The organism is Rhizobium sp. PP-CC-3G-465 (assembly GCF_004343445.1).
Taxonomy (GTDB): Bacteria; Pseudomonadota; Alphaproteobacteria; order Rhizobiales; family Rhizobiaceae; genus Ferranicluibacter; species Ferranicluibacter rubi.
The window spans coordinates 1,136,529-1,162,590 of sequence record NZ_SLYH01000001.1 but is presented as its reverse complement, the minus strand read 5'-3'; the positions used below and the strand labels follow the sequence as shown (position 1 = coordinate 1,162,590).

Genomic DNA, 26,062 nt, shown 5'->3' with positions numbered 1-26,062 from the left:
GTCAGTCCGGGCGGCTGTCTTGCCCCAGCGTCACCCATTGCGCCGCCGTCCGCACGAGCACGTTCCGGAACCCGTGATCCAGCGCGGTATCGCGCAGGCGCACCAGCGCATACCCATCGGTTTCGCTCGAGGGCAGGGACCAAAAGCAGGGTACGCCTGCGTCTGCAGCCTGCAGGATCAGGTAGCCACGCGCCATGATGACGGTCGGGGATGTGGACCGAGCAGCCTTCGCCGGCAGGCCGAGGGCATCGGCAAGTGCGTCCTCGTCCAGCACCAGCGCGATCAGGCGCGCCGAGGCGCCGGACAGGCGTTCGGTACCGAGGAAACTCGCCGGTGACGTGCCGAAGACGGCAACGATCGAGAGACTGCCGGCCGCAAGTCCCGCTTCCGCTTCGATCACGCCGAGCGCAACGTCTGCCGCCTGCAGATCGGCGCGTCCCCGACAGTTTGGCAGCAAGATCCCATCCGGGCGAAGAGTTTCGAAAACGGCTCTGGCATCGTCTCGCTCGAGCGCATTGAGGCTGGCCTTAACCATCAGACGTTTCGGGCGCGGTGTGGGAACAGGGTCTTGCAAGCCTATTACCACGGCGAAGGCTGCGTCAGCTGGCGTATCGCCCGAGGCCAGTCGCACGATCGGACCGGTTTCGCTGGCGTTAATCGACATGGTGAACCAATCTTAAACGTTTCGCATCTAACGTGACGACATCAGCATCTGTTCGTTTTGCGTAGTGGGGCGTCGGTGATCATACAAGCATTTCTTCGCTGGGTCGAAACCGCCAAGGCAACGGATCGCGCTCGCGCCGCCAGCGCCCTGGCGCGCGCCTATTGTGCGAAGGATGGCGACCGGATCGACCGGCATGCCGCCGATATGGCGATGACCTTTCTTCTGGACGATCCCTCGCCGAAGGTGCGTCTGGCCCTTGCCGAAGCGCTGGCTTCGGCGGTGGAAGCTCCACGTTCGATCATTCTGTCGCTGGCCGAAGACCAGCCGGAGATCGCCTTTGCTGTCGCCACCCGCTCCCCCGTTCTCTCCGATGACGACCTGATCGATCTCGCGGCGCGCGGAACGCCCGAACTGCGCGCCTTCATCGCCTCCCGCAGAACGGTGTCTCGCACGGTGGCGGCTGCCATCGGCGAAATCGGCGGCATACCGGAGGTCGTGATCCTCCTCGAAAATCCCTCGGCCGACCTGTCGCGTCGAACCCTGAAGCGTCTCGCGGACCGTCATGGAGATGTTTGCGCCGTGCGCAACATGCTTCTGGAGCGCGAGGATCTGCCGGCCGATGCGCGGCAGGTTCTGGTCGAGCATGTCGGCGCCGCGCTCAACGGCACGGCCTTCCTTCAAGCCGTGGTCGGCACCGAACGCCTGCAACGCGTGGCCCGGCAGGCCTGCGAAACCGCCGCCATCGAGATGGCAGGCGAGGTCGCGGACGTCGATATCAAGGCCCTGATCGCGGAACTCCGCGTTACCGGACGCCTGACGCCCGCCTTGCTTGTCAACGCTCTCTGCCATGGCCGCATCGACTTCTTCGCCGCCGCCATCGTAGACCTGACCGATGTTGGGGAAAAGCGGGTGCGCTCCATTCTCTCCGACGGGCGCACGCAAGCGCTTCAGGCTCTGTTCGAATCGGGCGGTCTCGGTCGCGAGATCGGCGCGCTCTTCGCAGAAGCCATCCTGATCTGGCGGAGAGAGCGACGGCAGGGCAGCCATCTCCCCGCAGCGTCCATCGCCGCGGTCCTCGTCCATCGCCTCCGCCAGACGCCGGATAGCTCCGGCCTGTCGGAATGTGTGGAAAAGCTCGCCATCGCCGAGCAGCGGCGCTTCGCTCGCGATTACGCTCAACTGGCTGCACGACAGGCGGCCTGACACAGGCGGACGTCATCCTATAGGCTCGAGCGCGGCCCATGCCGAAGGGCTTTTGTTCGGCAAAGAATTCCGATTGCTGACGGGATACTGTAAGGCATGAGGCACGCCGGAAATGGCGAAGGTAATCGCATGCCAAGGAGAAGCTCATGTCCGAAACGAATCGGCGCGTCGTCGTCACCGGTGCGGGTGGGTTTCTCGGCCGCCATCTGACGCTGTCCCTTCTGCAGCAGAACTATGCTGTTTGCGGAACCTTCCGCTCGGCCGTTCGCGGCAAACAGGCGAAGATGGCTCTCGAAGAGATGCACGGGCAGCCCACCGACAATCTCACCATCGCCCTCGCGGATCTGGAATCCGATGACGGTTGGTCGGCGGCGCTGAAGGGCGCCGATGCTCTGTTCCACACGGCCTCGCCCTTTCCGGCAAAGACGCCGGACGATCCACAGGACGTGATTCGGCCGGCTGTCGAGGGCACCCGGCGCGTGTTACGGGCAGCGGCCGACGCCGGTATTCGACGCGTCGTGCTGACCTCATCGATTGCCGCCGTCATGTATGGCGATGGCGTGGCCCCCTATGACGAGGGGAACTGGACGGACGCGGACGGCAAGTTCGCCACCGTCTACTACGCGTCGAAGACGCTTGCCGAGCGCGCCGCCTGGGCCGAGGCCGAAGCGCTGGGTCTCGACCTCACGGTGCTCTGCCCGGGTATGATTCTCGGTCCGATGATCGGAAAGACTGCTGCGACCTCGGTCGGGATCGTGCGCAATCTGCTGAACGGCCGCTATCCCGCCATGCCCAAGTTTTCCGTGCCCGTCGTCGATGTCCGAGATGTCGCGACGGCGCATGTCTTGGCGCTCCAGACGGAGGCCGCGATCGGCGAGCGGTTCATCATCGCCGGGCAGTCGCTGAGCATTGCGGAGATCGTCGCCATTCTCCGCGAGGCGGTTCCGGAGAGAGCGGGGAAGTTGCCCGGCATGACCGTTCCGAACTGGACGGCCAAGGCCGCAGCCTCCATGCACCCCGGCCTTGCCATGATCGTGAAAGAGCTTGGACGCGACAACCGCGTGAACAATGAGAAGGCACGACGCCTGCTCGACTGGACAACCCGGCCGGAGCGCGAAACCGTCGCGGCAACCGCCGCGAGCCTGATCGCGGCCGGCTTGATCGTCTGACCGCAGGCACGTTGAGACGCCCGTTCGCCGTACGTCAGCGGGCGATTCGCGTTGCAACCCAGGAATAGCCGTCACCCAGATAGTGAACGGGAACGGATATTGCGTGGCGGATCTTCTGCGTGTCCGGCAACACGCCGCGGATCATCGCGTAAGCCCGCTGGGGCAGGGGCTGACGCTCTCCGGAGGCGACATCGGCCGGATGTGGAGCGGGTGGTGCGTTCGTAGACGTCGCTGTCGCAGGGGAGGCCTGCGAGGGAGTGGAGGCGAGCGGTGGCGGTGTGACGGTGTTGCTCTCCGCTGCCGTTGCGATCGATGCATCCACCGTCTTCTCGCACATGGCGACGATCACGGGATAACTGGCATTCGAATAGGCGGGGAGCTTTCGCTGGGATTGGTCGTCGCAGGCCGCCACCGTCTCCCATGAGCCCTTCACCGTATCGACATAATGGCACTGGCTGACGCTGTCGTCACATCCGAGAATCGTCATTACGACGAGCGCTGCAGTCACCATGATCTGTCCTGTCTCCTGTTTCGAAGACGATGGTAAACAAATCGTAGCTCGGAATTATGGCGCGAACATCCAAGCTGTCATCGATTTCACTTCTGTTTCGCCGCAGCATTGCAAGCCGTGACCGCACACTCTGGATCACTGCCAGAATCGGTATAGAACCGGCTAAAGCAGCTTTTGCGGCTCTTCACCTTGCAGATTCTCTTTCTCAGGAACCTAAGCCAAGTGACTCTGGACATTCGAAAAGAACCCCCTCGCCAACCCGACGTCATCGATCTCCTCAACCAGTCGGACATCTATGCCCAGTCGCTCTATCCGGCGGAGAGCAACCATTTGGTCGATCTCGAGACGCTGGAAAAGCCCGAAGTCTCGTTCTTCGTTGCGCGGCACGACGGCGCCATTATCGGCTGCTGTGCGCTGGTGGCGGCTGGTGATGGCAGCGGCGAGATCAAGCGGATGTTCGTCGATCCGAAGGCGCGCGGCATGCGCGCAGGACGGTCTCTTCTCGACGCCATCGAGCAGACGGCGCGGGACACCGGACTGACGACGGTTCGGCTCGAAACCGGGATCTATCAGCCCGAAGCCATCAGCCTCTACCGCAAGGCGGGCTACCGCGACATCGAGCCGTTCGGAAGCTACAAGCCCGATCCGCTCAGCCTTTTCATGGAGAAGATCATCGCCTGACTAATAGGACGGGCGCAGCGTCGCCGATCAGATGTCGAGGTTTTCGGCGAAGACGGCCCGTTCCTGGATGAAGCGGAAACGCGCTTCCGGCTTGGTACCCATGAGGTTGTCCACGGCGTCGCGTGTGCCCTCGAAGTCGACATCATCGATGGAAACCTTGAGGAGCGTGCGCTTTGCCGGATCCATCGTCGTTTCCTTCAACTGCGCCGGCATCATCTCGCCAAGGCCCTTGAAGCGTCCGATCTCGACCTTGCCACGCCCGGTGAATTCCTTCTCCATCAGCTCGACCCGGTGGATGTCGTCACGCGCATAAAGCGTCCTCGTCCCCTGCGTCATGCGATAGAGCGGGGGCACAGCGAGATAGAGATGACCGCCGCGAATCAGTTCCGGCATTTCCTGATAGAAGAAGGTGATGAGCAGCGAAGCGATATGCGCCCCGTCCACGTCGGCATCGGTCATGACGATGACGCGGTCGTAGCGCAGGTCTTCCTGACGATATTTCGACCGCGTGCCGCAACCGAGCGCCTGCACGAGATCGGAGATCTGCTGATTGGCGCCCAGCTTTTCGCGGCCCGCGCTGGCGACGTTGAGGATTTTGCCCCGCAGCGGCAGGATCGCCTGATTGGAGCGGTTGCGCGCCTGCTTGGCCGAGCCACCGGCCGAATCGCCTTCGACGATGAACAGTTCGGCACCCAGCGCCGAGTTCTGCGAGCAGTCGGCAAGCTTGCCCGGCAGGCGCAGCTTGCGCACCGCGCTCTTGCGGGTGACTTCCTTCTCCTTGCGGCGGCGGACGCGCTCGTCGGCGCGCTCGATCACCCACTCCAGAAGCTTCGCTGCTTCTTGCGGATTGCCGGCGAGGAAATGATCGAAGGGATCGCGGATCGCGTTCTCGACGATACGCTGTGCCTCGACGGTCGCGAGCTTGTCCTTGGTCTGGCCGACGAATTCCGGCTCGCGGATGAACACGGACAGCATGCCTGCGGCCGAAATCATCACGTCGTCCGTGGTGACGATCGCCGCGCGCTTGTTCTGCGTCAGATCCGCATAGGCCTTTAGGCCCTTGGTCAGTGCGATGCGCAGGCCCGCTTCATGCGTGCCGCCCTCGGGCGTCGGAATGGTGTTGCAATAGGAATGAACGATCGAATCGCCGCCGTACCAAGTGACGGCCCATTCGAGCGCGCCGTGGCCGCCGGTCTTCTCGGTCTTGCCGGAAAAGATCTCACGCGTCACCGTGAACTCGGAGCCCATCGTCGCCTTGAGGTAATCCTTCAAGCCGCCGGGGAAATGGAACACGGCCTTGTCCGGCGTGTCCGTACCCTCGACCAGCACCGGATCGCACGACCAGCGGATTTCGACGCCACCGAAGAGATAGGCCTTGGAACGGGCCATGCGGAAAAGGCGTGCCGGCTCGAACTTGGCGTGAGGCCCGAAGATCTCCGGGTCCGGATGGAAACGCACGCGGGTGCCGCGCCGGTTCTGCACATCGCCCAGTTCCTCAAGGCCGCCCTGCGGGATGCCGCGGGAAAAACGCTGGCGATAGAGGCGCCGGTTGCGCGCGACTTCCACTTCCAGCACGTCGGACAGTGCGTTGACGACGGACACACCGACGCCGTGGAGACCACCAGACGTCTCGTAGACCTTGCTGTCGAATTTGCCGCCGGCGTGGAGCACGGTCATGATCACTTCGAGCGTCGACTTGCCCGGAAATTTCGGATGGTTCTCGACCGGGATGCCGCGACCGTTATCGGTCACCGCGAGGCACCCTTCTGCGTCGAGATGGACGTCGATGAAATTGGCGTGGCCGGCCACGGCTTCGTCCATCGAGTTGTCGATGACTTCGGCAAACAGATGGTGCAGCGCCTTCTCGTCCGTGCCGCCGATATACATGCCGGGGCGACGGCGGACCGGCTCGAGGCCTTCAAGAACTTCGATCGCAGACGCGTTGTAATCGCCCGTGTCGGCCTTCAGCTGCGAGGCGGGCGTTCCCGGAGCACGCGTGGCCGCTTTCGGTTCCTCTGCCTTCGCCGGGGCGCCTGGTTTGGCATCCGCTGCCTTGCCGGCAGACGACGTCGGGGCGAGCGTCTTCGGCTCGGAGGGCTTCCGGGGAGCGGGCGGTGTGGTCGCGAAAAGGTCGTTGCTGTCCGTCATCTGGTGCGTCAAACGTCTTTCGATGTGTCGGCTGATCCTGTAGGTCGGGCATCGCCTGTCCGTCGTCTGCCCGCCTCTTCATACAAGGGCCGGCCGTCCGGCGAAAGAGCCAAGCGTGCCAAAGAGATCAAAAAGGGAACAAGACATGGCCCGGTCCACACTTTCTTTGAGACGCATCGCCGCTTCGAGCGCTCTTGCCCTCGTTTTCGCCCTTGCCATCGGCTTCACCGAGACTGGCGCTGCGACGTTGAAGCCGTTCAAGGACGATCTCTTCGGCTATGGCCGCATTCTGGAATCACGCGACGACGGTGCTTGGCTGACGGTAGACTACGACGAGATGCGCGACATAAACGGCCGGGACGAGATCCCGGAGCGACGCGTCAAGCGGCCCTATGTCTCGCTGGGGATCAAGCGCGCGCAGGCGAACGAGACCGTCGATATCGGCGGGCGCGGGCTCGATGTGTTCCGGGTGGGCGCACCGGATAATGCCGCCTTCACGGTGATCTTCATCCACGGTCGTGGCGGCGACCGGCGGCTGGGCGCAAACGACTACTCCTTTGGCGGCAACTTCAATCGGCTGAAGAACCTCGTCGTGGACAACGGCGGCGCCTATTACGCGCCAAGTGCCCGCTCCTTCGATACGGACGGCGCTGCGGATATTGCAGGCCTGATCGATGTGCTGGCGCGCCGTTCTCCCGGTCGCCCGATCATCCTGTCCTGCGCGTCGATGGGCAGCTTCCTCTGCTGGGGCGTCACGCGAAATGCTGCGGCAGTCAAGCAGCTCTCCGGGATGATGATCATGGGCGGCGCAACCGATCCGGACTTCGGCAAGAGCGCGGCCTTCGCTCGCAAGTTGCCCATGTTCTTCAGCCATGGGAGCGCGGACGGCACGTACAAGGCGGAGGATCAGGCTGCACTTTACGGGCGTCTGAGGAAGGGCGGCTATCCCACCCGTTTCGTCCTGTTCCAGACAGGCACACATGGAACGCCGGTGAGAATGACCGACTGGCGGGATGCCATCAACTGGATCCTTTCGCGCTAATTTAGATGCAACCTGAGCGATTTTCCGTTCATTAACCACCGATTGAAGTCCCAACCCTTTTGCGGGCCATGTTTGTCTTTCGGAAAGCACGGCATGACAGTCTCCCTGCAATTGAAAAAACCGGGGTGCAATCATGGATGCGCGAACCGACACACGGCTTGTTCCGCTTTGCGTCGATTTGGATGGTACGCTTGTCGCAGCCGATACGCTGTGGGAAGGCGTCGCCGTCGTCCTGTTCCGCAATCCGCTGATGCTGTTCGCGCTCGTCCTCTGGGCGTTGCGGGGCAAAGCGCATCTGAAGCATGAGGTGGCGGCCCGGTCCGGACGCACGGGTGGCGACTGGCCCTATCGCCCCGAGGTCATGGAGCGGCTGCAGCGGGAGCGGGCGACCGGCCGCGATATCGTCCTCGTCACCGGCGCCGCCGAACGGGTGGCGCTGGATGTCGCAGCCCATGCCGGCATCTTCACCGGCGTACTGCATTCCTCGCCCACCCACAACCTCACGAGCCATCGCAAGCGCGCGGAGCTGATCGCGCGCTATGGCGAGGCCGGGTTCGACTACATGGGCAACAGCCGGGATGACGTGGCCGTTTTCGATGCCGCCCGCACGGCCATCGTCGTCGCACCGGATCGCGCAGCGGAAACATGGCGCCGCCGACATGGTGCCGAGCGTCTCGAAACCGGCACGATCGGTATCAAGGACACGCTAAAATCCATCCGCGTCCACCAATGGGCGAAGAACATCCTGATCGCCGTGCCGATGGCGCTTGATCACGACATCCTCCAGCAGGAGGCGCTGATCAACACGATCGTCGCCTTCTTCGCCTTCAGCTTCCTCGCCTCTGCCGTTTACGTCATCAACGACATCTCGGACCTGACGAATGACCGCCGCCATCCGAAGAAGCGGTTCCGGCCGCTGGCGAGCGGGCGCATGTCCGTTCCGACCGGCCTGGCGCTCGCCGCAAGTCTGCTCATCGCGTCCGGCGCACTGACGCTCACGATGCCGCGCGATTTCATCCTGACACTTGGTATTTACCTCGCGATCACCACGGCTTACACATTTTTCCTCAAGCGGAAACTCTTGGTCGATGTCTTCACGCTGGCGGGCCTCTATACGATCCGCATCGTCGCAGGCGCGACGGCAACCGGAACGGAGCTTTCCTTCTGGCTTCTCGCCTTCTCGATCTTCTTCTTCCTCAGCCTTGCGCTGGTGAAACGCTATGTCGAGCTGGACGAGCATGGCGGCGAAGCCGGTGCGCAGGTTCCGGGGCGCGGCTATATGCAGGTCGATTTCGAGATGGTCGGTCAGGCCGGCGTCTCCTCGGCTTTCGCCTCCGCGCTCGTTCTCGCGCTCTACATCCACAGCGTCGAGATGCAGCAGATGTACAGCATGCCGGCCGCGCTCTGGCCGCTCTGCCCCATGGTCCTCTACATGCTGCTGCGCATCTGGATGCTCGCCCGACGTGGCGCGCTGCATGAGGATCCGGTCGTTTTCATCATGCGCGACTGGCGCAGCATTGCTACCATGGCCGCAGGCGGCGTGCTGGTGATGATCGGCGCGGTCGGCATCCAATGACGGGCGCGACGAAAACACCGATGGCCGTGAATTTCGACAGCTGGGGCCGCCTCGACACGCGCACGCGCCATGCCATCAGCCCGGATACCTTCGAGGATGACATCGTTACGGCCGCACCGGGCGGATATCTCCCCTTCGGCAACGGCCGCTCCTACGGCGACAGCTGCCATAACGATCCGGGCCTCTTGATCGACAACCGCAAGCGCGGTCGCATTCACGCCTTCGACCCCGGCACCGGCATTCTCTCCGCCGAAGCCGGCGTCACCTTCTCGGCTATTCTCGCGCGTGCCGTGCCGCATCGCTTCTTCCTGCCGGTCACCCCCGGCACGGCCCATGTCACGCTCGGCGGCGCGATCGCCAACGATGTGCATGGCAAGAACCACCACGCCCGCGGGACCTTCGGAAACCATATCCGGCGGCTGACGCTGCTGCGGTCGGATGGCGGCACTCTCACATGCTCGGAGACCGAGAAACCGGAGATGTTCAACGCCACGATCGGGGGCATGGGACTGACCGGCCTTATCCTCGATGTTGACCTCCAGATGATGAAGGTGCCCTCCGCACACATCCAGCAGCACGCCATCCGCTTCGACAGCCTCGACGACTATTTCGGCATGATCGACCGCGTCGATGCCGAACATGAATATTCCGTCGCCTGGATCGATCAGCTGGCCACGGGCCGCAAGGCGGGTAGGGGCATACTCCTGGCCGGCGACCATGCCGACGCCTCCTGCGAATTCCCCGATCTGCCGCGCGGACGCATGCTCGCGGTCCCGGTTACGCCGCCCTTCAGCCTTCTCAACCGCCTGACCCTCAAGGCCTTCAATTCCGCCTATATCCGCAAGGCGAAAGCCGGCGAGACGGTCGAGACGGTGAAGTGGTTCGGCTATTTCTATCCCCTCGATGCGATCAGGAACTGGAACCGCCTCTACGGGCGCAAGGGCCTCTACCAGCACCAGAGCGTTTATCCCGCCGATGTCGCACCTGCGGTCACCGCGCGACTGATGGAAGCGGCCCGAGACGCCGGACATGGGTCCTTCCTGACGGTTCTGAAACGCTTTGGCGAACACCGTTCGCGCGGCCTGTTTTCTTTCCCGCGCCCCGGCTTCACGCTCACCCTCGATTTCGCCAACCAGGGCGAGGGCACGTTGAAGCTTCTCAATAGGCTCGACCGGATCGTCGTGTCGGCTGGCGGTGCGGTCAATCCCTACAAGGATGCACGGATGAGCCCGCAGACCTTCGACGCGTCCTTCCCGGAATGGCGAAAGCTCGAGGCGATGCGGGATCCCGCAATGATGTCGGACTTCTGGCGGCGAACCGCCATGGCACTGTGAACGACAAGATAGAATCAATTATAATAAAAGAAATCAGCAAGTTTCACCGAATAGTGGACTCTCTTCCGTAAGGTGGATCCCAAGCGAGAACGAGCCCGAAAAGGGAATACGACATGAAATATTTGGCTTTCATATTGTTTACCGTGCTGACCAATGCGGCGGCACAGCTGATGCTGAAGCAGGGCATGCTGAGCCTCGGCCCTCTGACATTCACGCCCGATACCGCGATCGCCCGCTTCTTTCAGATCCTGTTCAACCCCTGGGTCTTTGCGGGGCTTGCCACCTTCGCCATTTCGATGGTGTCGCATCTCTACGTGCTGTCGAAGGTCGAGCTGTCCTTTGCCTATCCCTTCCTCAGCCTCGCCTACGTCGCCGTGGCCATCTTCGCCTACGTCATCTTCCGCGAGGACCTGAACGCCTGGCGCATCGCCGGCATCGGCTTCATCTGCGTGGGAACCGTTCTCATTGCCCAGTCCGGCCGCTCGACGCCCGCGGAAACCGCGACGATCGAACCCTCAGCCGCAAAATCCATCCATAGTGGGAGCCCGACATGAAACACGTCATTTTCGGAGGCGACGGCTTCGTCGGTCGCCACCTCGCCGAGCGCCTCGTCAACGAAGGCGAACAGGTTCTGATCGCCGATATCGTCAAGACCGACCTGCCGCATTACGCCCATGGCCGCGTCGGCTTCGTGCATTGCGACGTGACGGATCTCGATCAGGTGATGAAGGTCGATATCGGCCCCGAGGACATGGTCTACAACATGGCCGCCAAGATGCTGTCGCCGCTGCAGGTGCGCGCCAAACGCTGGAAATTTTTCTGGCCGGTCAACTATTACGGTGCCGAGAACATCATGAAGGCGACGGCGGCTTCGGGTGCCAACCGTCTCGTGCAGTTCACGACGGACATGATCTACGGCCACACGGTGCAGTCGCCGCAGGCGGAGGATCATCCGGTCAAGCCGCTCGGCGAATACGGCAAGTCGAAATGGGCGACGGAGCAGCTCTGCCATGCCTATCGCGAAAAGGGCATGCGGATCTCGATCTTCCGTCCGCGCCTCATCATCGGCCCGGGCCGCCTCGGCATCCTGGAAAAGCTGTTCAAGCTGATCGACGCCAACCTGCCGGTGCCGATGATCGGCTCGGGCAAGGCGCCCTACCAATTCATCTCCGTGTTCGATTGCGCCGAAGCCGCGCGTCTTGCCTGGAAGAGTGGCGTGCCGAACGAGGCTTACAATCTCGGCTCCGACAATCCGCCTTCCGTGCGCCAGCTTCTGGGCGGCCTGATCAAGCATGCCGGTTCCAAATCCATCCTCATCCCCACGCCGGGCTTTGCCGTCAAGGCGACGCTGGCCGCCTTCGATGCGATCAACCTGCCGATCATGGACCCGGAACAGTACCTGATCGCCGACGAGATGTGCGTTCGCGAGACGGGAAAGCTGAAACAGGAGCTTGGCTGGAAGGCGCAGTTCAACGACGGCGCCATGCTGATCGCCGCCTACGACGAATATCGCGCGAAGAAATCCAAAGGCACCGTCGGCACGCCCGCCGCCCTGCCGGCCGAATAAGAGGGAACGACAAGATGCTCGATACGCCCGCCCGTTTCCTTGTTGACGCCCCCGCCATCGAAGGCCCGCAGCCCGTCCGCAAAGCGGTTGCCAAGCCCGACCTCCTCACGGTCGCGGACGCCAAGGCGCTGACCGTTCCGGAAATGACGACCCTGTTCAAGGATCACGTCAATCCCGGCCAGCTCCACTTCATGAAGCTGCTCGGCTTCCACAAGGTGAAGATCGAGAGCGCCGAGGGGATGTACTACACCGACCAGAACGGGCGGAAGATCCTCGATTTCTTCGGCGGTTTCGGCTCGCTCGCCTTTGGCCACAACCACCCGCGTCTGCTGGAAGCCCGTAAGCGCTTTCAGGACGAGAACCGCCACGAGATCGCCATCGCCTTCATGTCGCAATATGCGGCAGCCTTCGCGAAGAATCTCGCAACCATTTCGCCCGGCGATCTCGACATGGTGTTCCTCGGCTCGTCCGGCTCCGAGGTCATGGAAGCCGCCGTCAAGCTCGCCGAGCGCGCTGCCGGCCCGAAGCGGCCGAAGGTCGTCTATGCCGAGAATTCTTTCCACGGCAAGACGAAGGGCGTGCTGAACATCACCGACGGCGCTCTCTACCGGGCTGATTTTTCGGTCTCGGGAAACACCGTCCGCGTGCCCTTCGGCAACATCCAGGCGATCGAGAACGCCTTCCGGGCCGATCCGCAGATCGGGGCGATCGTTCTGGAAACCATCCAGGGCGGCGGCGGTATCATCCGCGCACCCGATGGTTTCTGGAAGGAGCTCCGCGCCCTCTGCGACCGCTACGGCGTCGTCTGGGTCGCGGACGAGGTCCAGTGCGGTTACGGCCGCTCGGGCCGCTTCTTCGCCTTCGAGCATGAAAATGTGGTGCCGGACATCACGGCGCTCGCCAAGTCGCTCGGTGGCGGCAAGGCGGCCGTGGGCGCCATGATCGCCCGGCGCGAGATCTACATGAAGGCTTATGGCACGCCGAAGACGGCGATGATCCACGCGATGGCGACGTTCGGCGGCATGGGCGAGGCCTGCGTCACCGCCATCGAGGCGCTGAACATCATGTATGACGACGGCTTGATCGATAACGCGGCAGAGCAGGGCGCCTACCTGCTCGCCCGCCTCGATGCGCTGCGAGAGAAGTACCCGAAGATCATCAAGGAGGTTCGCGGGCAGGGGCTCATGGTGGGGCTCGAGTTCCAGGACTTCAGCCAGACGATGCCGCTGGTGCTGCGCCCGGTCATCGGCATGCTCGACGACAAGCTCAAGGGCTCGCTCTCCGGCTTCATCGGCGCGCTGCTGCTGCGGGACTACGACACACTCGTCGCCTTCACCGAATACAACCGCAACGTCATCCGCCTGGAGCCGCCGCTGATTTGCGAACGCGCCCATGTCGATCAGTTCGTGGATGCGCTCGACGATCTCCTCGGCCGCGGCATCATTCGGATCGTCAAGGATTTCGTCGGCAGCCAGATGGGCTGAGTCGAGACGACGAACATGGGACGCGGGCGGGGGAACGGCCCGCGTTTCTGATTCCGATGTTCCACGCGTGATCAACGCTTTCCACGACCGGGTGGATTTGCTACGGCCGATCCATCGTCGGAAAACGGGAGAGAAGCCGAATGACACCTGATGTGCGTCCGCTTGTTGCGGGGAACTGGAAGATGAACGGGCTGCGCGCCTCTCTCGACCAGATCAAGGCGATGGCCGAGGGGGTCACGGGCCCGCTGTCCGAAAAGGTCGAGGCGCTCATCTGCCCGCCGGCAACACTTCTCTACGTCGCGACGGCCCTTTGTACCGACAGCCCGCTCGCCATCGGCGCGCAGGATTGCCACGTCGCCGTGTCCGGTGCGCATACGGGCGATATTTCCGCCGAAATGATCGCCGACTGCTTCGGCACCTACGTCATTGTCGGCCATTCCGAGCGCCGCAACGATCACGCAGAGACGGATGCGATCGTGCGCGCGAAGACGGAAGCTGTTCTGGCTGCCGATCTCGCCGCCATCGTCTGCATCGGCGAAACCGGTGACGAGCGCAAGGCAGGCCAGACGCTGGATGTTCTCAAGCGCCAGCTCGATGGCTCGCTGCCGGATGGCATCACGGCTGATAACACCGTCATCGCTTATGAGCCCGTCTGGGCGATCGGCACAGGGCTGACACCGACCGTGACCGACATCGAGGAGGCTCACGCTTTCATGCGCAAGGAACTGACGGCGCGGTTCGGCGACGAAGGCGCGGCCATGCGCATCCTCTATGGCGGCTCGGTCAAGCCGGGCAATGCCGTCGAGCTGATGGGTATCGCGAACGTTGACGGCGCACTGATCGGTGGCGCGAGCTTGAAGGCGCAGGACTTCCTCGCCATCTACGGCGCATACGAGCAACTGCTCGGCTGATCATCGGGGCTTGGAATAGCGGGCTGCTTGGTATATTGAGCCCGCGAAACCGAAATTCGCTGCGAGGACGCGGCCGGGAACACGCGGCCGTGCCGTGCCCGGCTTTTCGTGAAGATTTGCGGCAACAGAGACGTCAAGTGCGGGTGACGAACGGCGACACGGCCGGGGTCCGGCGCGCTTCAAGCCAGGACTGGACGAAATGCAGGAAGTATTGCTTGTCATCTATCTCATGGTCGTGCTGGCGCTGATTGGCGTCGTGCTGATCCAGCGCTCGGAAGGCGGCGGTCTCGGCGTCGGCGGCGGCTCGGGCTTCATGTCCGCTCGCGGTACGGCGAACGCGCTGACGCGTACGACGGCGATCCTTGCCACACTCTTCTTCGTCCTCGCTCTGGCCATGAGCATCTATGCTCGCTACCAGCCGAACGCGACCGACGTCCTCGACCGTATCCCCGGAACGACCAACAACGGCAACGGCGTCCTCGATTCGCTCGGTGGCACCACCACGGCGCCTGCGACACCCGCGACCCCGGCACCGGCCGCTCCCGGCAACGGCGTTCCCACCGGTGGCGATGCTCCGGCCAGCACGGCCCCGGCAGCACCCGCGACGCCTGCTCCTGCGGCAACGACGCCGGCCGCACCGGCTCCGTCGAACACGATGGCGCCTGCCAACAACACCATGGCGCCTGCCAACACGATGGCGCCTGCCGCACCGGCACCCGCGACGGAAACCCCTGCGGCCACGCCGCCTGCAGCGACTGGCACGGGCGCACCCACCGCTCAGTAAGCCGAGCGCAACCAAATCCGACCGGCGGAACCTGTTTTCCGCCGGTTTTCTTTTGTGCGTCATCGATGTCAGCGCCTCAAAATCTGGGGAGTGCGGCATTTTTCGATGGCGGAATCGATCTCGAAAAGGTATCCGGTCAAGCCCATGGCGCGATATGTATTCATCACCGGCGGCGTGGTTTCGTCCCTTGGAAAAGGGATTGCCGCAGCCGCTCTCGGCGCGTTGCTGCAGGCCCGTGGTTATCGGGTGCGGCTTCGTAAACTCGACCCCTATCTGAACGTCGATCCGGGCACTATGAGCCCGACCCAGCACGGCGAGGTGTTCGTCACCGACGACGGCGCTGAGACCGACCTCGACCTTGGCCATTACGAGCGCTTCACCGGCCGCTCGGCCACCAAGACCGACAACATCACCACGGGTCGCATCTACAAGAACATCATCGACAAGGAACGCCGCGGCGACTACCTCGGCGCGACCGTGCAGGTGATCCCGCACGTGACGAACGAGATCAAGAATTTCGTCACCGAGGGCAACGAGGAATACGACTTCGTCATATGCGAAATCGGCGGCACGGTAGGCGACATTGAGGCCATGCCTTTCATGGAAGCGATCCGCCAGCTGAAGAATGATCTGCCGCGCGGTGCCGCTATCTACGTCCATTTGACGCTGATGCCCTATATTTCGGCTGCCGGCGAGCTGAAGACCAAGCCGACGCAGCATTCCGTCAAGGAACTGCAGGCGCTCGGCATCCATCCCGACATTCTGCTCGTGCGCGCCGACCGGGAGATCCCCGAAGCCGAGCGCCGCAAGCTCTCGTTGTTCTGCAACGTCCGTCCGTCCGCCGTCATCCAGGCGCTGGACGTGGCGAGCATCTACGACGTGCCGATAGCCTACCACAAGGAAGGCCTCGACTCTGAAGTCCTGGCCGCCTTCGGCATCGAGCCCGCGCCGAAGCCGCGCCTCGACAGCTGGGAAAACGTCTACGACCGGATCCGCACGCCGGAAGGCGAGGTCACGATTGCCATCGTCGGCAAATATACCGGCCTCAAGGACGCCTACAAATCGCTGATCGAAGCCCTCTACCACGGTGGCATTGCCAACCGGGTGAAGGTCAAGCTCGAGTGGATCGAGTCGGAAGTCTTCGAAAAGGAAGATCCGGCGCCTTACCTTGAAAAGGTCAACGGCATTCTCGTGCCCGGTGGCTTCGGCGAGCGCGGTTCGGAAGGCAAGATCCTGGCCGCCCGTTTCGCCCGCGAACGCAAGGTGCCCTATTTCGGCATCTGCTTCGGCATGCAGATGGCCGTCGTCGAAGCGGCGCGCAACCTCGCCGGCATCGAGGCGGCGTCCTCGACGGAATTCGGCCCAACGGCCGAACCCGTGGTCGGCCTGATGACCGAGTGGATCAAGGGCAATGAGCTTCAGAAGCGGACGGCCTCCGGCGACCTCGGTGGAACCATGCGCCTCGGCGCCTACAAGGCCTCGCTGAAGAAGGGTACGAAGATCGCGGATATCTACGGCTCCGCCGATATCTCCGAGCGCCATCGTCACCGCTACGAGGTGAACATCGACTACAAGGACCGGCTTGAGAATTGCGGCCTCGTCTTCTCCGGCATGTCGCCGGATGGCGTTCTGCCTGAAACGATCGAGTATGCGGATCACCCTTGGTTCATCGGCGTCCAGTACCACCCGGAACTGAAGTCCCGCCCGCTCGATCCCCATCCGCTCTTCGCCAGCTTCATCGAAGCTGCGGTGGAGCAGACGCGGCTTGTATAAGAGCGACCCATAGGTCGTCTCAGATCCGGCTTAACCGCTTTGCACATGTATAGATCGCCTCCTGTTGAACAGGATGGCGATCTTTCTTTGAGACAAGATTGCTCAGGCCATCCATGCGGCGGAAGCTTCAATCCCGAGTCTGGTAATCGCTTCTTTCGACCAGCCGCGGGACAAATGCTTGACCGCGATCACCTGCGCACCGGTCTCCAACTGGGAGACAACCTCGCAAGCGTCTTTCCCATGCGCCACGATGACCTTTGGACGGATAGTGCTGACAAGATACTGAAAGGGTGTCGTATCGCGATTTGTCAGTGCCAGTTCCGGCTTCGTCTCAGACGCGACCGCAAATATATTCGTCTCTAGAACAGCGGTGGGAAACGCTGCTTTGACGAAACCCTCAATGTTTCGGCGAGTGGGTGAAATTGTCGGCCGAAATGACTTGCCTGGCTTGAGGGGTTTTGCCTGACGTTCCCGTATGTATTCCTCAATCCATGCTTCCTTGTCGAAACCTCGTGTTTCACTCCAGAATGACCAGAAATCCTTGCTCATTTCTGTAGCTGGGTTGTAGCCCACAAGAAAAATGGATGCTTCGAAGGGAGAGCCGGAACAGACAAAAGGGCGCACTTTTGTCGCTCCGCCGATAACGTTGCGTAGGTCTTGTTCAAACTGCTTCAATGATGATGTCGACATGTTTTATCCCCGTAATCTCTGCCAGTAGCGAGAGCATCCCTATGATGAGATGAAACGCCTCGTAAGGGGCAAGTTCCCGCTCGTTGCCGGCTGATAATCGATCAAAACCTTCTTTTAACATTTACCTGTCATTCATCTCTTTCGAACCTTGGATCGAGAGCGATGCGTGTATTGATTTTCGTCGCCCTGATGGCGCTTGCCGGTTGTGCAACGGCGCCCAAGAACACCCGGAATGCCTGCGCGATCTTCGAGCAGCGCGATGGGTTGTTCAACAATTGGCAGCGTGCCGCACGGCACGCCGAGAAGCAGTATGGCGTGCCCGTGCCCATCCTGATGGCGACGATCCAGACTGAGTCGAATTTTCGTCCGCATGCCAAGCCGCCGCGCACGAAACTCCTGGGCTTCATCCCGTGGAAGCGCGTCTCCAGCGCCTACGGCTATTCCCAGGCGCTCGACGGCACGTGGGACGAGTACCGCGCCTCGACGGGACGCTGGATGGCCAAGCGGTCGAACTTTTCCGACGCCATCCACTTCGTCGGCTGGTATCACGCCCGCAACCACCGCAAGAACGGCATCGGCCTCAACGATGCCTACAATCTCTATCTCGCCTATTACTCGGGCGATGCGGGCTATGCGCGTGGCTCCTGGCGCGGCAATGCCGGCCTGCAGGCGACAGCCCGGCGTTCGGCCGCCCTCGCGTCGTCCTATGCCAGCCAGTTGCGAAACTGCGACTAGGCCGGAAACATCAGGTCAGTCTTGCCTCACCAATTCCAGCCTTGAATTGTCGGCCCGAAGATGCCAAGCACCGGTGAACGCTCGGTTCCTGCCGGCGTGACGAGGAGAAGCGGACGATGAGAGACGACCGACCGGCAATCGCGGGCCATGTCCGCCGCCATCTCGATCATCTCGTCCTGCCCGTCGCGGCGCTTGCCACGGCACGCCAGCGCTTGTCTCGCCTCGGTTTTACCGTCGCCGGCGATGCCCTGCATCCGTTTGGCACAGAGAATGCCTGCGTCTTCCTCGCCGACAAGACCTATCTGGAACCGCTCGCCGTTGCCCAGCGCGAGGACTGCGAAGCCGCCGCCTTGCAGGGCAATGCCTTCGTTGCGCGAGACCTCGCCTATCGCTTTCGCCGCGGCCAGGATGGCTTCTCCGCACTCGTCTTTTCCACGGACGACGCCATCGCCGACCACGCCCGGTTTCAGGACCATGGCCTGTCCGGCGGCGACATTCTCGAATTTTCAAGGCCGATGAAACGTCCGGATGGAGAGGAAGTGATCGGGCAGTTCCGACTGGCCTTCGCCAGCGACCTGCGCGCGCCGGATCTGCTCTGCTTCACCTGTCAGCGCGTGCAGCCGCTCCCCGCCGACCGCACCGCTTTCGAAACACACGCAAACGGTGTGACCGGCATCCGGCAGGTGATCCTGTCCGAGCCCAATCCGACCGACTTCCAGTATTTCCTTCAGGAGGTCGTGGACGAGCGTGAAACGGAGGCGCATTCGTTCGGCATGGACATTCCCGCCGCCAATGCCCACATCTCCGTCCTGAACGAGGCCGGTATGCGGGGTTTCCTCGGTGTCGACGAGCCGCTGACAGAGCGCGGCCTCCGGGCGCGTGCGATCGTCTTCACGGTCGGAGACATCGCCGCCACCGAAGCCATGCTGGCCGCCAACGCCATCGAGCATGTCAAACGGGACAGCCGCCTGATCGTGACTCCGGCACCCGGACAGGGCGCCATCTTCGTATTTGGAGAATGACCATGAAAACCAATGATTCCGTCGTCGTCGGCGAGGGCGCCCGCGCCGTGACCTTCTCGCAAGGTGCCAAGCTGTCGCTCATCGCCGGTCCCTGCCAGATGGAGAGCCGCGACCATGCCTTCATGATCGCCGGCCGCATGGTGGAACTCTGCGACAAGCTCGGCCTCGGCCTCGTCTACAAGTCGTCCTTTGACAAGGCCAACCGCACATCGCTGTCCGGTAAGCGCGGCATCGGTCTTGAGAAGGCGATGGAGATCTTTGCCGATCTCAAGACGGAATACGGCTTTCCCGTTCTCACCGACATTCATACCGAAGAGCATTGCGCGCTCGTTGCACCCACAGTCGATATCCTGCAGATCCCGGCCTTTCTCTGCCGCCAGACGGACCTGCTCGTCGCCGCCGCTAAAACCGGCCGCACGATCAACGTGAAGAAGGGCCAGTTCCTTGCTCCCTGGGACATGAAGAACGTGCTGTCGAAGTTTACCGAGAGTGGCAATCCGAACGTGCTGCTCTGCGAGCGCGGTGCCTCCTTCGGCTACAACACGCTGGTCTCCGACATGCGCTCGCTGCCGATCATGGCGGGTCTCGGCGCGCCCGTGGTGTTCGATGCGACGCATTCGGTCCAGCAGCCGGGCGGGCAGGGCACGTCTTCCGGCGGCCAGCGCGAATTCGTCGAGACGCTGGCACGCGCCGCCGTTGCGGTCGGTGTCGCTGGTGTGTTCATCGAGACGCATGAGGATCCCGACAATGCACCGTCGGACGGTCCGAACATGGTCGCTATCGACGACATGCCGCGTCTGCTCGAAACCCTGCTCGCCTTCGACGCGATCGCGAAGCGCTGACGGGCGGCGCCCACTGCCATTGTAATTTCATAGCCGTCGATTAAGACAGGCCATCCGCCCAAAACCCAAGGACAGGGAAGAGACCATGACAACCATCATCGACATCATCGGCCGCGAAATTCTGGACAGCCGAGGCAATCCGACGGTCGAAGTCGACGTGCATCTCGAAGACGGAAGCTTCGGCCGTGCGGCCGTTCCCTCCGGCGCGTCCACGGGTGCGCATGAGGCGGTCGAATTGCGCGATGGTGGCTCGCGCTACCTCGGCAAGGGCGTCGAGCGCGCCGTCGAATTCGTCAACGGCGAAATCTACGAGGCCATCGGCGGTCTCGATGCCGAAAACCAGATCCAGATCGACCAGGTCATGATCGAACTCGACGGCACCGAGAACAAGTCTCGCCTCGGCGCCAACGCCATCCTCGGCGTCTCGCTCGCCGTTGCCAAGGCTGCTGCCGAATCGGCCGGCCTGCCGCTCTACCGCTACATCGGCGGCCCGAACGCCCATTACCTGCCGGTGCCGATGATGAACATCATCAACGGCGGCGCGCATGCCGACAACCCGATCGACTTCCAGGAGTTCATGATCGTTCCCGTTGGCGCCGACTCGATCCGCGATGCCGTGCGCATGGGCTCGGAAGTCTTCCACACGCTGAAGAAGCAGCTGTCGGCCGATGGCCACAACACCAATGTCGGCGACGAAGGCGGCTTTGCGCCGGGTCTTGCATCGGCCCCGGCAGCGCTCGACTTCATCATGAGCTCGATCGAAAAGGCCGGCTACAAGCCCGGCGAAGACATGTTCATCGCGCTCGATTGCGCCTCGACCGAGTTCTTCAAGGACGGCAAGTACCACCTCGAAGGCGAAGGCCGCGTGCTTGAGCCGGAAGCCATGGCCGACTACCTCGCGGAACTCGCTGCCAAGTACCCGATCTTCTCGATCGAGGACGGCATGGGCGAAGACGACTGGAACGGCTGGAAGTACCTGACCGACAAGATCGGCTCCAAGGTCCAGCTCGTCGGCGACGATCTCTTCGTCACCAACTCCAAGCGCCTGCGCGACGGTATCAAGATGGGTGTCGCCAACTCGATCCTCGTCAAGGTCAACCAGATCGGCTCGCTGTCGGAAACGCTCGACGCTGTGGAAACCGCCCATAAGGCCGGCTACGCCGCCGTCATGTCGCACCGCTCGGGCGAGACGGAAGACAGCACGATCTCGGACCTCGCCGTTGCCACCAACTGCGGCCAGATCAAGACCGGCTCGCTGGCTCGCTCCGACCGGACCGCTAAGTACAACCAGCTGATCCGCATTGAAGAGCAGCTCGGCCCCCAGGCGCAGTACATGGGGCGCTCCATCCTGCGCGGCTGATCTTTCAAGCGCGGCTATTCGCAAAGCCCGGGCTTCCGCAAGGAGGCCCGGGCTTTTTTCGTTTCCGCGCGGCGTCCTTCCAATGTTCGTTATGGTCAACGCTCGATTAACACATGCCTGCTAGCTTGAAGGCCAGTAGCGTAGCAGGGCGTCAGCGTATGTGGACCAAGCATCATCGGAAGCGGAAACTCGGGCGGTTTGCCATGCCGCTCATCACCGTCGCTTTCCTTTCCTATTTCTCCTACCACTCGATTCACGGTGACTTCGGCCTGCGGGCAACGGAGGTCTTCGACCGCCAGCGCGTGGAGCGGCAGGCGACGTTGAAAGAGCTGACAGAGAAGCGTCAAATCCTTGAAAAGGAAGTCGCTTTGCTCAGCGATGGCTCCATGGAGCGCGATATGCTGGACGAAAAGGCGCGTTTCGGACTGAATATGTCACGCGCCGACGAGATCGTCATCTTCCACTGAGTCCATCAGTTAACCGAAAAGACGTTAATCAAAATTTATACAGTTTTTTCAGTTGCTTGTGCCGAATATAAGCCATGCAAATATAGCATTGCTGTTGTCACAGTCTTTCCCTATGGTAGCCGCAAAACGCAAACCATAGGGAGGATCGCATGGCTCCGCGTCAGAACGCGTCCGTATCCAGCCGCGGCAAGTCAGCCGGCAAATCTGCAGGCAAGGATTTCGCCAACGGCACGATCGTAGAATTCGACCGCGAACAGGACCTGAAGGCCTATCGCGAAATGCTCCTCATTCGCCGTTTCGAGGAAAAGGCCGGCCAGCTTTACGGCATGGGCTTTATCGGCGGCTTCTGTCATCTCTACATCGGTCAGGAAGCTGTCGTCGTCGGCATGCAGATGGCGCTGAAGCAGGGTGACCAGGTCATCACCGGTTACCGCGACCACGGCCACATGCTCGCAACGGGCATGAGCGCACGCGGCGTCATGGCCGAGCTCACGGGGCGCCAGGGCGGCTACTCCCGGGGCAAGGGCGGCTCCATGCACATGTTCTCCAAGGAGAAGAATTTCTACGGCGGCCACGGCATCGTCGGTGCACAGGTCTCGCTCGGCACGGGCCTTGCCTTCGCCAACAGCTATCGCGGCAACGACAATGTCTCTCTCGCCTATTTTGGCGACGGCGCGGCCAACCAGGGCCAGGTCTATGAGAGCTTCAACATGGCGGCCCTCTGGAAGCTGCCCTGCATCTACATCATCGAGAACAACCGCTACGCCATGGGTACATCCGTCGCCCGCGCTTCGGCCGGCGTCGATTTCTCCCAGCGCGGTGCCGCCATCGGCATCCCCGGCTATCAGGTCGACGGCATGGACGTTCGTGCGGTCAAGGCGGCCGGTGAGGAAGCTGTTGCCCATTGCCGCGAGGGCAAGGGTCCGGTGATCCTGGAAATGCAGACCTACCGCTACCGCGGCCACTCCATGTCCGACCCGGCGAAGTATCGCTCCAAGGACGAAGTTCAGAAGATGCGGTCCGAGCACGACCCGATCGAGCAGGTGAAGGTTCGCCTGCTGGAGAAGGGCTGGGCCACCGAGGACGAGCTGAAGGCGATCGACAAGGACGTCCGCGACATCGTCGCCGACAGCGCCGATTTCGCCCAGAACGATCCGGAGCCGGATGTATCCGAGCTCTACACCGACATTCTTCTGTGATCCGGGACGAGGGACTGATCCATGCCTATTGAAATTCTGATGCCCGCCCTTTCCCCGACCATGGAAGAAGGCACGCTCTCCAAATGGTTGAAGAAGGAAGGCGACACCGTCGCCTCCGGCGACGTGATCGCTGAAATCGAGACCGACAAGGCGACCATGGAAGTGGAAGCCGTCGATGAAGGTACGATCGGCAAGATTCTGATCGAAGCCGGTACCGAAAACGTCAAGGTCAACACGGCCATCGCTATCCTGCTGCAGGAAGGCGAAAGCGCCGATTCGGCTGCCGACGCCAAGCCGGCGGCACCGAAGGCCGATGCCGACACGCCGACCGCAACGTCGAACGATGCCGGCGGTAAGGCCCGCGAATCGAGCGACGAGCCGACGTCGAAGGCCGACAGCAAGGTGCCGGCAGCACCCAAGGTCGATGTCGCTGCCGATCGGGACATCCCGGCCGGCACGGAAATGGTCTCCACGACGGTGCGCGAAGCGCTGCGTGACGCCATGGCCGAGGAAATGCGCCGCGACGGCGACGTCTTCATAATGGGTGAAGAGGTTGCCGAATATCAGGGCGCCTACAAGATCACGCAAGGGTTGTTGCAGGAATTCGGCGCGCGTCGCGTGGTCGATACCCCGATCACCGAGCACGGCTTTGCCGGCGTCGGCGTCGGTGCCGCCATGGCCGGCCTGAAGCCGATCGTCGAGTTCATGACGTTCAACTTCGCCATGCAGGCGATCGACCAGATCATCAACTCGGCTGCAAAGACGCTCTACATGTCCGGCGGCCAGATGGGCGCTCCGATCGTCTTCCGCGGCCCGAACGGTGCGGCAGCCCGCGTCGGCGCGCAGCATAGCCAGGATTACGCAGCCTGGTACAGCCATATCCCGGGCCTCAAGGTTATCGCGCCGTACTCCGCTGCCGATGCCAAGGGTCTTCTGAAGGCCGCGATCCGCGATCCGAACCCGATCATCTTCCTCGAAAACGAAATCCTCTACGGTCAGTCCTTCGACGTGCCGAAGATGGACGATCTCGTTCTGCCGATCGGCAAGGCCCGCATTCACAAGACCGGCAAGGACGTCACCATCGTGTCGTTCGGCATCGGCATGACCTACTCGCTGAAGGCGATCGCTGAACTCGAGAAGGACGGCATCGACGTCGAACTGATCGACCTGCGCACGATCCGCCCGATGGACCTGCCGACGATCATCGAATCGGTCAAGAAGACCGGCCGTCTCGTCACCGTCGAGGAAGGCTATCCGCAGTCCTCCGTCGGCACCGAGATTGCCACCCGCGTCATGCAGCAGGCCTTCGATTATCTCGACGCGCCGATCCTGACGATTGCCGGCAAGGACGTTCCGATGCCCTACGCGGCAAACCTCGAAAAGCTGGCTCTGCCGAATGTCGGTGAAGTCATCGAGGCGGTGAAGACCGTCTGCTACAAGTAAGGGAAGCGGGATCATGCCGATCAACATCACCATGCCCGCGCTTTCTCCGACCATGGAGGAAGGCAACCTTGCCAAATGGCTCGTAAAAGAAGGCGACACCGTCAAGTCCGGCGACGTCATTGCCGAGATCGAAACCGACAAGGCGACGATGGAAGTCGAGGCCGTCGATGAAGGCGTCGTCGCCAAGCTCGTCGTTCCCGCTGGCACCGAAGGCGTCAAGGTCAATGCCCTGATCGCGATCCTCGCCGTCGATGGCGAGGATGTCGGCGCTGCTGCTTCGGGTAGCGGCGCGTCCGCGCCGAAGGCCGAGGCTCAGCCTGCCAAGGCCGATGCCGAGCCGGCAAAGGCGGAAGCGCCTGCTGCAGAGAAGACGGCATCCGCACCCCAGGCACAGGCCCCGGCGGCTGCGAAGACGGACGGCGACAAGCGCGTCTTCTCCTCGCCGCTCGCCCGTCGCCTTGCCAAGGAAGCCGGTTTGGACCTCTCCGCCGTCACCGGCACGGGTCCGAAAGGCCGCGTCATCAAGAGCGACGTCGAAAAGGCTGTTGCCGGCGGTACCGGCAAGGCGGCTCCCGCGCCGTCCGCAACTCCGACAACGGCGGCTGCTCCGGCCGCGGCACCGAAGGGCCTATCCGACGAGCAGGTTCTCAAGAACTTCGCCGAGGGTTCCTACGACCTCGTGCCGCATGACGGCATGCGCAAGACGATTGCCAAGCGCCTGCAGGAATCCAAGCAGACCATCCCGCACTTCTACGTCTCCGTGGATTGCGAGCTGGATGCCCTCCTGTCGCTGCGCGCGCAGCTGAACGCCGCTTCCCCTGAAAAGGACGGCAAGCCAGCCTACAAGCTGTCGGTCAACGACATGGTCATCAAGGCGCTTGCGTTGGCACTGCGCGATGTTCCGGACGCGAACGTCTCCTGGACCGAGACCAACATGGTCAAGCACAAGCACGCCGATGTCGGCGTTGCCGTGTCGATCCCGGGCGGTCTCATCACCCCCATCGTCCGCTCCGCCGAGCTGAAGAGCCTGTCGGCCATCTCCAACGAGATGAAGGACCTGGGTGCCCGCGCCAAGGGCCGCAAGTTGAAGCCCGAGGAATATCAGGGCGGCACCACAGCCGTTTCCAACATGGGCATGATGGGCGTCAAGAACTTCGCCGCCGTCGTCAACCCGCCGCATGCGACGATCCTTGCGATCGGTGCAGGCGAGGAGCGGGTTGTCGCGAAGAAGGGCGAAATGAAGATCGCCACCGTCATGACGGTCACCCTCTCCACCGACCACCGCGCGGTGGACGGAGCCCTGGGTGCCGAACTGCTGGGCGCCTTCAAGCGCTACATCGAGAACCCGATGGGCATGCTGGTGTAACCCACACGTCTGGTCCTCCCTTCACGGGGAGGACCTTCTCACCTGTTTCATCGTGCATCCCCGTGACATTTGGCTATGGCCTCGCCATATC

Annotated in this window: 25 protein-coding genes; 20 read left to right on the top strand and 5 right to left on the bottom strand. The window is 62.4% G+C overall.

Going from position 1 to position 26,062, the window contains the following annotated elements; translation table 11 throughout:
• Position 1: 1 nt before the first annotated feature.
• Positions 2-457, bottom strand: a complete 456-nt coding sequence (locus C8J33_RS05375) for a hypothetical protein (protein ID WP_132663390.1) — start codon at positions 455-457, stop codon at positions 2-4.
• A gap of 282 nt (positions 458-739) precedes the next feature.
• Here C8J33_RS05375 and C8J33_RS05370 point away from each other — a divergent pair, with 282 nt between their 5' ends.
• Positions 740-1,867: a DUF2336 domain-containing protein gene (locus C8J33_RS05370; protein WP_132663389.1), complete on the top strand. Its 1,128-nt coding sequence runs from the start codon at positions 740-742 to the stop codon at positions 1,865-1,867.
• 146 nt (positions 1,868-2,013) lie between these two features.
• Positions 2,014-3,036, top strand: a complete 1,023-nt coding sequence (locus tag C8J33_RS05365) for an NAD-dependent epimerase/dehydratase family protein (RefSeq protein WP_132663388.1) — start codon at positions 2,014-2,016, stop codon at positions 3,034-3,036.
• Positions 3,037-3,070: 34 nt separating this feature from the next.
• Here the strand turns inward: C8J33_RS05365 and C8J33_RS05360 are convergent, their stop codons facing one another.
• Complete coding sequence (locus C8J33_RS05360; protein ID WP_422037538.1) at positions 3,071-3,547, bottom strand: hypothetical protein; 477 nt, start codon at positions 3,545-3,547, stop codon at positions 3,071-3,073.
• 222 nt (positions 3,548-3,769) lie between these two features.
• Here C8J33_RS05360 and C8J33_RS05355 point away from each other — a divergent pair, with 222 nt between their 5' ends.
• Complete coding sequence (locus tag C8J33_RS05355; RefSeq protein ID WP_132663387.1) at positions 3,770-4,228, top strand: GNAT family N-acetyltransferase; 459 nt, start codon at positions 3,770-3,772, stop codon at positions 4,226-4,228.
• 27 nt (positions 4,229-4,255) lie between these two features.
• Here C8J33_RS05355 and parE read toward each other — a convergent pair whose 3' ends face one another.
• On the bottom strand, positions 4,256-6,376 hold the full coding sequence (gene parE, locus C8J33_RS05350) for a DNA topoisomerase IV subunit B (RefSeq protein ID WP_132663386.1): 2,121 nt from the start codon (positions 6,374-6,376) through the stop codon (positions 4,256-4,258).
• A 145-nt stretch (positions 6,377-6,521) separates the two neighbouring features.
• On the opposite strand from parE, the gene C8J33_RS05345 reads away from it, so the two are divergent.
• The 9 genes from C8J33_RS05345 (at position 6,522) to C8J33_RS05305 (ending at position 16,847) form a co-directional block, all read left to right on the top strand.
• Positions 6,522-7,418: an alpha/beta hydrolase gene (locus C8J33_RS05345; RefSeq protein WP_132663385.1), complete on the top strand. Its 897-nt coding sequence runs from the start codon at positions 6,522-6,524 to the stop codon at positions 7,416-7,418.
• A 133-nt stretch (positions 7,419-7,551) separates the two neighbouring features.
• Complete coding sequence (locus C8J33_RS05340) at positions 7,552-8,994, top strand: UbiA family prenyltransferase (protein WP_132663384.1); 1,443 nt, start codon at positions 7,552-7,554, stop codon at positions 8,992-8,994.
• Between the two features lie 20 nt (positions 8,995-9,014).
• On the top strand, positions 9,015-10,328 hold the full coding sequence (locus C8J33_RS05335) for an FAD-binding oxidoreductase (protein ID WP_132663383.1): 1,314 nt from the start codon (positions 9,015-9,017) through the stop codon (positions 10,326-10,328).
• Positions 10,329-10,441: 113 nt separating this feature from the next.
• Positions 10,442-10,882 carry an EamA family transporter gene (locus tag C8J33_RS05330; protein WP_132663382.1) on the top strand — a complete coding sequence of 147 codons (441 nt, stop codon included), beginning with the start codon at positions 10,442-10,444 and terminating at the stop codon, positions 10,880-10,882.
• On the top strand, positions 10,879-11,895 hold the full coding sequence (locus C8J33_RS05325) for an NAD-dependent epimerase/dehydratase family protein (protein WP_132663381.1): 1,017 nt from the start codon (positions 10,879-10,881) through the stop codon (positions 11,893-11,895). Before C8J33_RS05330 ends, C8J33_RS05325 begins: the two co-directional genes overlap by 4 nt.
• 14 nt (positions 11,896-11,909) lie before the next feature.
• A complete protein-coding gene (locus C8J33_RS05320) occupies positions 11,910-13,379 on the top strand; it encodes an aspartate aminotransferase family protein (protein WP_132663380.1) in 1,470 nt (489 codons plus the stop codon).
• Positions 13,380-13,519: 140 nt separating this feature from the next.
• Positions 13,520-14,290, top strand: coding sequence for a triose-phosphate isomerase (tpiA, locus tag C8J33_RS05315; RefSeq protein WP_132663379.1), 771 nt, complete (start codon positions 13,520-13,522; stop codon positions 14,288-14,290).
• A gap of 199 nt (positions 14,291-14,489) precedes the next feature.
• A complete protein-coding gene (gene secG / locus C8J33_RS05310; protein WP_132663378.1) occupies positions 14,490-15,074 on the top strand; it encodes a preprotein translocase subunit SecG in 585 nt (194 codons plus the stop codon).
• Between the two features lie 144 nt (positions 15,075-15,218).
• Positions 15,219-16,847: a CTP synthase gene (locus C8J33_RS05305; RefSeq protein WP_165929735.1), complete on the top strand. Its 1,629-nt coding sequence runs from the start codon at positions 15,219-15,221 to the stop codon at positions 16,845-16,847.
• Positions 16,848-16,949: 102 nt separating this feature from the next.
• On the opposite strand, the gene C8J33_RS05300 is transcribed toward C8J33_RS05305, so the two are convergent.
• Positions 16,950-17,537, bottom strand: coding sequence for a hypothetical protein (locus tag C8J33_RS05300; RefSeq protein ID WP_132663376.1), 588 nt, complete (start codon positions 17,535-17,537; stop codon positions 16,950-16,952).
• Positions 17,509-17,658: a hypothetical protein gene (locus C8J33_RS26950; protein WP_165929734.1), complete on the bottom strand. Its 150-nt coding sequence runs from the start codon at positions 17,656-17,658 to the stop codon at positions 17,509-17,511. Before C8J33_RS26950 ends, C8J33_RS05300 begins: the two co-directional genes overlap by 29 nt.
• 41 nt (positions 17,659-17,699) lie before the next feature.
• Here C8J33_RS26950 and C8J33_RS05295 point away from each other — a divergent pair, with 41 nt between their 5' ends.
• The 8 genes from C8J33_RS05295 (at position 17,700) to C8J33_RS05260 (ending at position 25,971) form a co-directional block, all read left to right on the top strand.
• A complete protein-coding gene (locus C8J33_RS05295; protein ID WP_110732461.1) occupies positions 17,700-18,272 on the top strand; it encodes a transglycosylase SLT domain-containing protein in 573 nt (190 codons plus the stop codon).
• A 116-nt stretch (positions 18,273-18,388) separates the two neighbouring features.
• On the top strand, positions 18,389-19,294 hold the full coding sequence (locus C8J33_RS05290; RefSeq protein ID WP_132663375.1) for a VOC family protein: 906 nt from the start codon (positions 18,389-18,391) through the stop codon (positions 19,292-19,294).
• Positions 19,295-19,296: 2 nt separating this feature from the next.
• The gene (gene kdsA / locus C8J33_RS05285) at positions 19,297-20,136 is read left to right on the top strand and encodes a 3-deoxy-8-phosphooctulonate synthase (protein ID WP_110729665.1); all 840 of its coding nucleotides are present in this window, start codon (positions 19,297-19,299) and stop codon (positions 20,134-20,136) included.
• A gap of 85 nt (positions 20,137-20,221) precedes the next feature.
• Positions 20,222-21,496: a phosphopyruvate hydratase gene (eno, locus tag C8J33_RS05280; RefSeq protein WP_110798798.1), complete on the top strand. Its 1,275-nt coding sequence runs from the start codon at positions 20,222-20,224 to the stop codon at positions 21,494-21,496.
• Positions 21,497-21,654: 158 nt separating this feature from the next.
• Positions 21,655-21,963, top strand: a complete 309-nt coding sequence (locus C8J33_RS05275; RefSeq protein ID WP_092933518.1) for an FtsB family cell division protein — start codon at positions 21,655-21,657, stop codon at positions 21,961-21,963.
• A 149-nt stretch (positions 21,964-22,112) separates the two neighbouring features.
• The gene (gene pdhA / locus C8J33_RS05270; protein WP_110798799.1) at positions 22,113-23,162 is read left to right on the top strand and encodes a pyruvate dehydrogenase (acetyl-transferring) E1 component subunit alpha; all 1,050 of its coding nucleotides are present in this window, start codon (positions 22,113-22,115) and stop codon (positions 23,160-23,162) included.
• A gap of 21 nt (positions 23,163-23,183) precedes the next feature.
• On the top strand, positions 23,184-24,605 hold the full coding sequence (locus tag C8J33_RS05265; protein ID WP_132663374.1) for a pyruvate dehydrogenase complex E1 component subunit beta: 1,422 nt from the start codon (positions 23,184-23,186) through the stop codon (positions 24,603-24,605).
• A gap of 13 nt (positions 24,606-24,618) precedes the next feature.
• Positions 24,619-25,971 (top strand): pyruvate dehydrogenase complex dihydrolipoamide acetyltransferase, encoded by a 1,353-nt coding sequence (locus C8J33_RS05260; protein WP_132663373.1) that lies wholly within the window; start codon positions 24,619-24,621, stop codon positions 25,969-25,971.
• Positions 25,972-26,062: the final 91 nt, after the last annotated feature.

Bases quoted from the DNA above. Each gene is read 5' to 3' on its own strand.
- C8J33_RS05365 (WP_132663388.1), top strand. From the start codon at position 2,014: ATGTCCGAAACGAATCGGCGCGTCGTCGTCACCGGTGCGGGTGGGTTT.
- C8J33_RS05360 (WP_422037538.1), bottom strand. From the start codon at position 3,547: ATGGTGACTGCAGCGCTCGTCGTAATGACGATTCTCGGATGTGACGAC.
- parE (WP_132663386.1), bottom strand. From the start codon at position 6,376: ATGACGGACAGCAACGACCTTTTCGCGACCACACCGCCCGCTCCCCGG.
- C8J33_RS05345 (WP_132663385.1), top strand. From the start codon at position 6,522: ATGGCCCGGTCCACACTTTCTTTGAGACGCATCGCCGCTTCGAGCGCT.
- C8J33_RS05340 (WP_132663384.1), top strand. From the start codon at position 7,552: ATGGATGCGCGAACCGACACACGGCTTGTTCCGCTTTGCGTCGATTTG.
- C8J33_RS05335 (WP_132663383.1), top strand. From the start codon at position 9,015: ATGGCCGTGAATTTCGACAGCTGGGGCCGCCTCGACACGCGCACGCGC.
- C8J33_RS05330 (WP_132663382.1), top strand. From the start codon at position 10,442: ATGAAATATTTGGCTTTCATATTGTTTACCGTGCTGACCAATGCGGCG.
- C8J33_RS05325 (WP_132663381.1), top strand. From the start codon at position 10,879: ATGAAACACGTCATTTTCGGAGGCGACGGCTTCGTCGGTCGCCACCTC.
- C8J33_RS05320 (WP_132663380.1), top strand. From the start codon at position 11,910: ATGCTCGATACGCCCGCCCGTTTCCTTGTTGACGCCCCCGCCATCGAA.
- tpiA (WP_132663379.1), top strand. From the start codon at position 13,520: ATGACACCTGATGTGCGTCCGCTTGTTGCGGGGAACTGGAAGATGAAC.
- secG (WP_132663378.1), top strand. From the start codon at position 14,490: ATGCAGGAAGTATTGCTTGTCATCTATCTCATGGTCGTGCTGGCGCTG.
- C8J33_RS05305 (WP_165929735.1), top strand. From the start codon at position 15,219: ATGGCGCGATATGTATTCATCACCGGCGGCGTGGTTTCGTCCCTTGGA.
- C8J33_RS05300 (WP_132663376.1), bottom strand. From the start codon at position 17,537: ATGTCGACATCATCATTGAAGCAGTTTGAACAAGACCTACGCAACGTT.
- C8J33_RS26950 (WP_165929734.1), bottom strand. From the start codon at position 17,658: ATGTTAAAAGAAGGTTTTGATCGATTATCAGCCGGCAACGAGCGGGAA.
- C8J33_RS05295 (WP_110732461.1), top strand. From the start codon at position 17,700: ATGCGTGTATTGATTTTCGTCGCCCTGATGGCGCTTGCCGGTTGTGCA.
- C8J33_RS05290 (WP_132663375.1), top strand. From the start codon at position 18,389: ATGAGAGACGACCGACCGGCAATCGCGGGCCATGTCCGCCGCCATCTC.
- kdsA (WP_110729665.1), top strand. From the start codon at position 19,297: ATGAAAACCAATGATTCCGTCGTCGTCGGCGAGGGCGCCCGCGCCGTG.
- eno (WP_110798798.1), top strand. From the start codon at position 20,222: ATGACAACCATCATCGACATCATCGGCCGCGAAATTCTGGACAGCCGA.
- C8J33_RS05275 (WP_092933518.1), top strand. From the start codon at position 21,655: ATGTGGACCAAGCATCATCGGAAGCGGAAACTCGGGCGGTTTGCCATG.
- pdhA (WP_110798799.1), top strand. From the start codon at position 22,113: ATGGCTCCGCGTCAGAACGCGTCCGTATCCAGCCGCGGCAAGTCAGCC.
- C8J33_RS05265 (WP_132663374.1), top strand. From the start codon at position 23,184: ATGCCTATTGAAATTCTGATGCCCGCCCTTTCCCCGACCATGGAAGAA.
- C8J33_RS05260 (WP_132663373.1), top strand. From the start codon at position 24,619: ATGCCGATCAACATCACCATGCCCGCGCTTTCTCCGACCATGGAGGAA.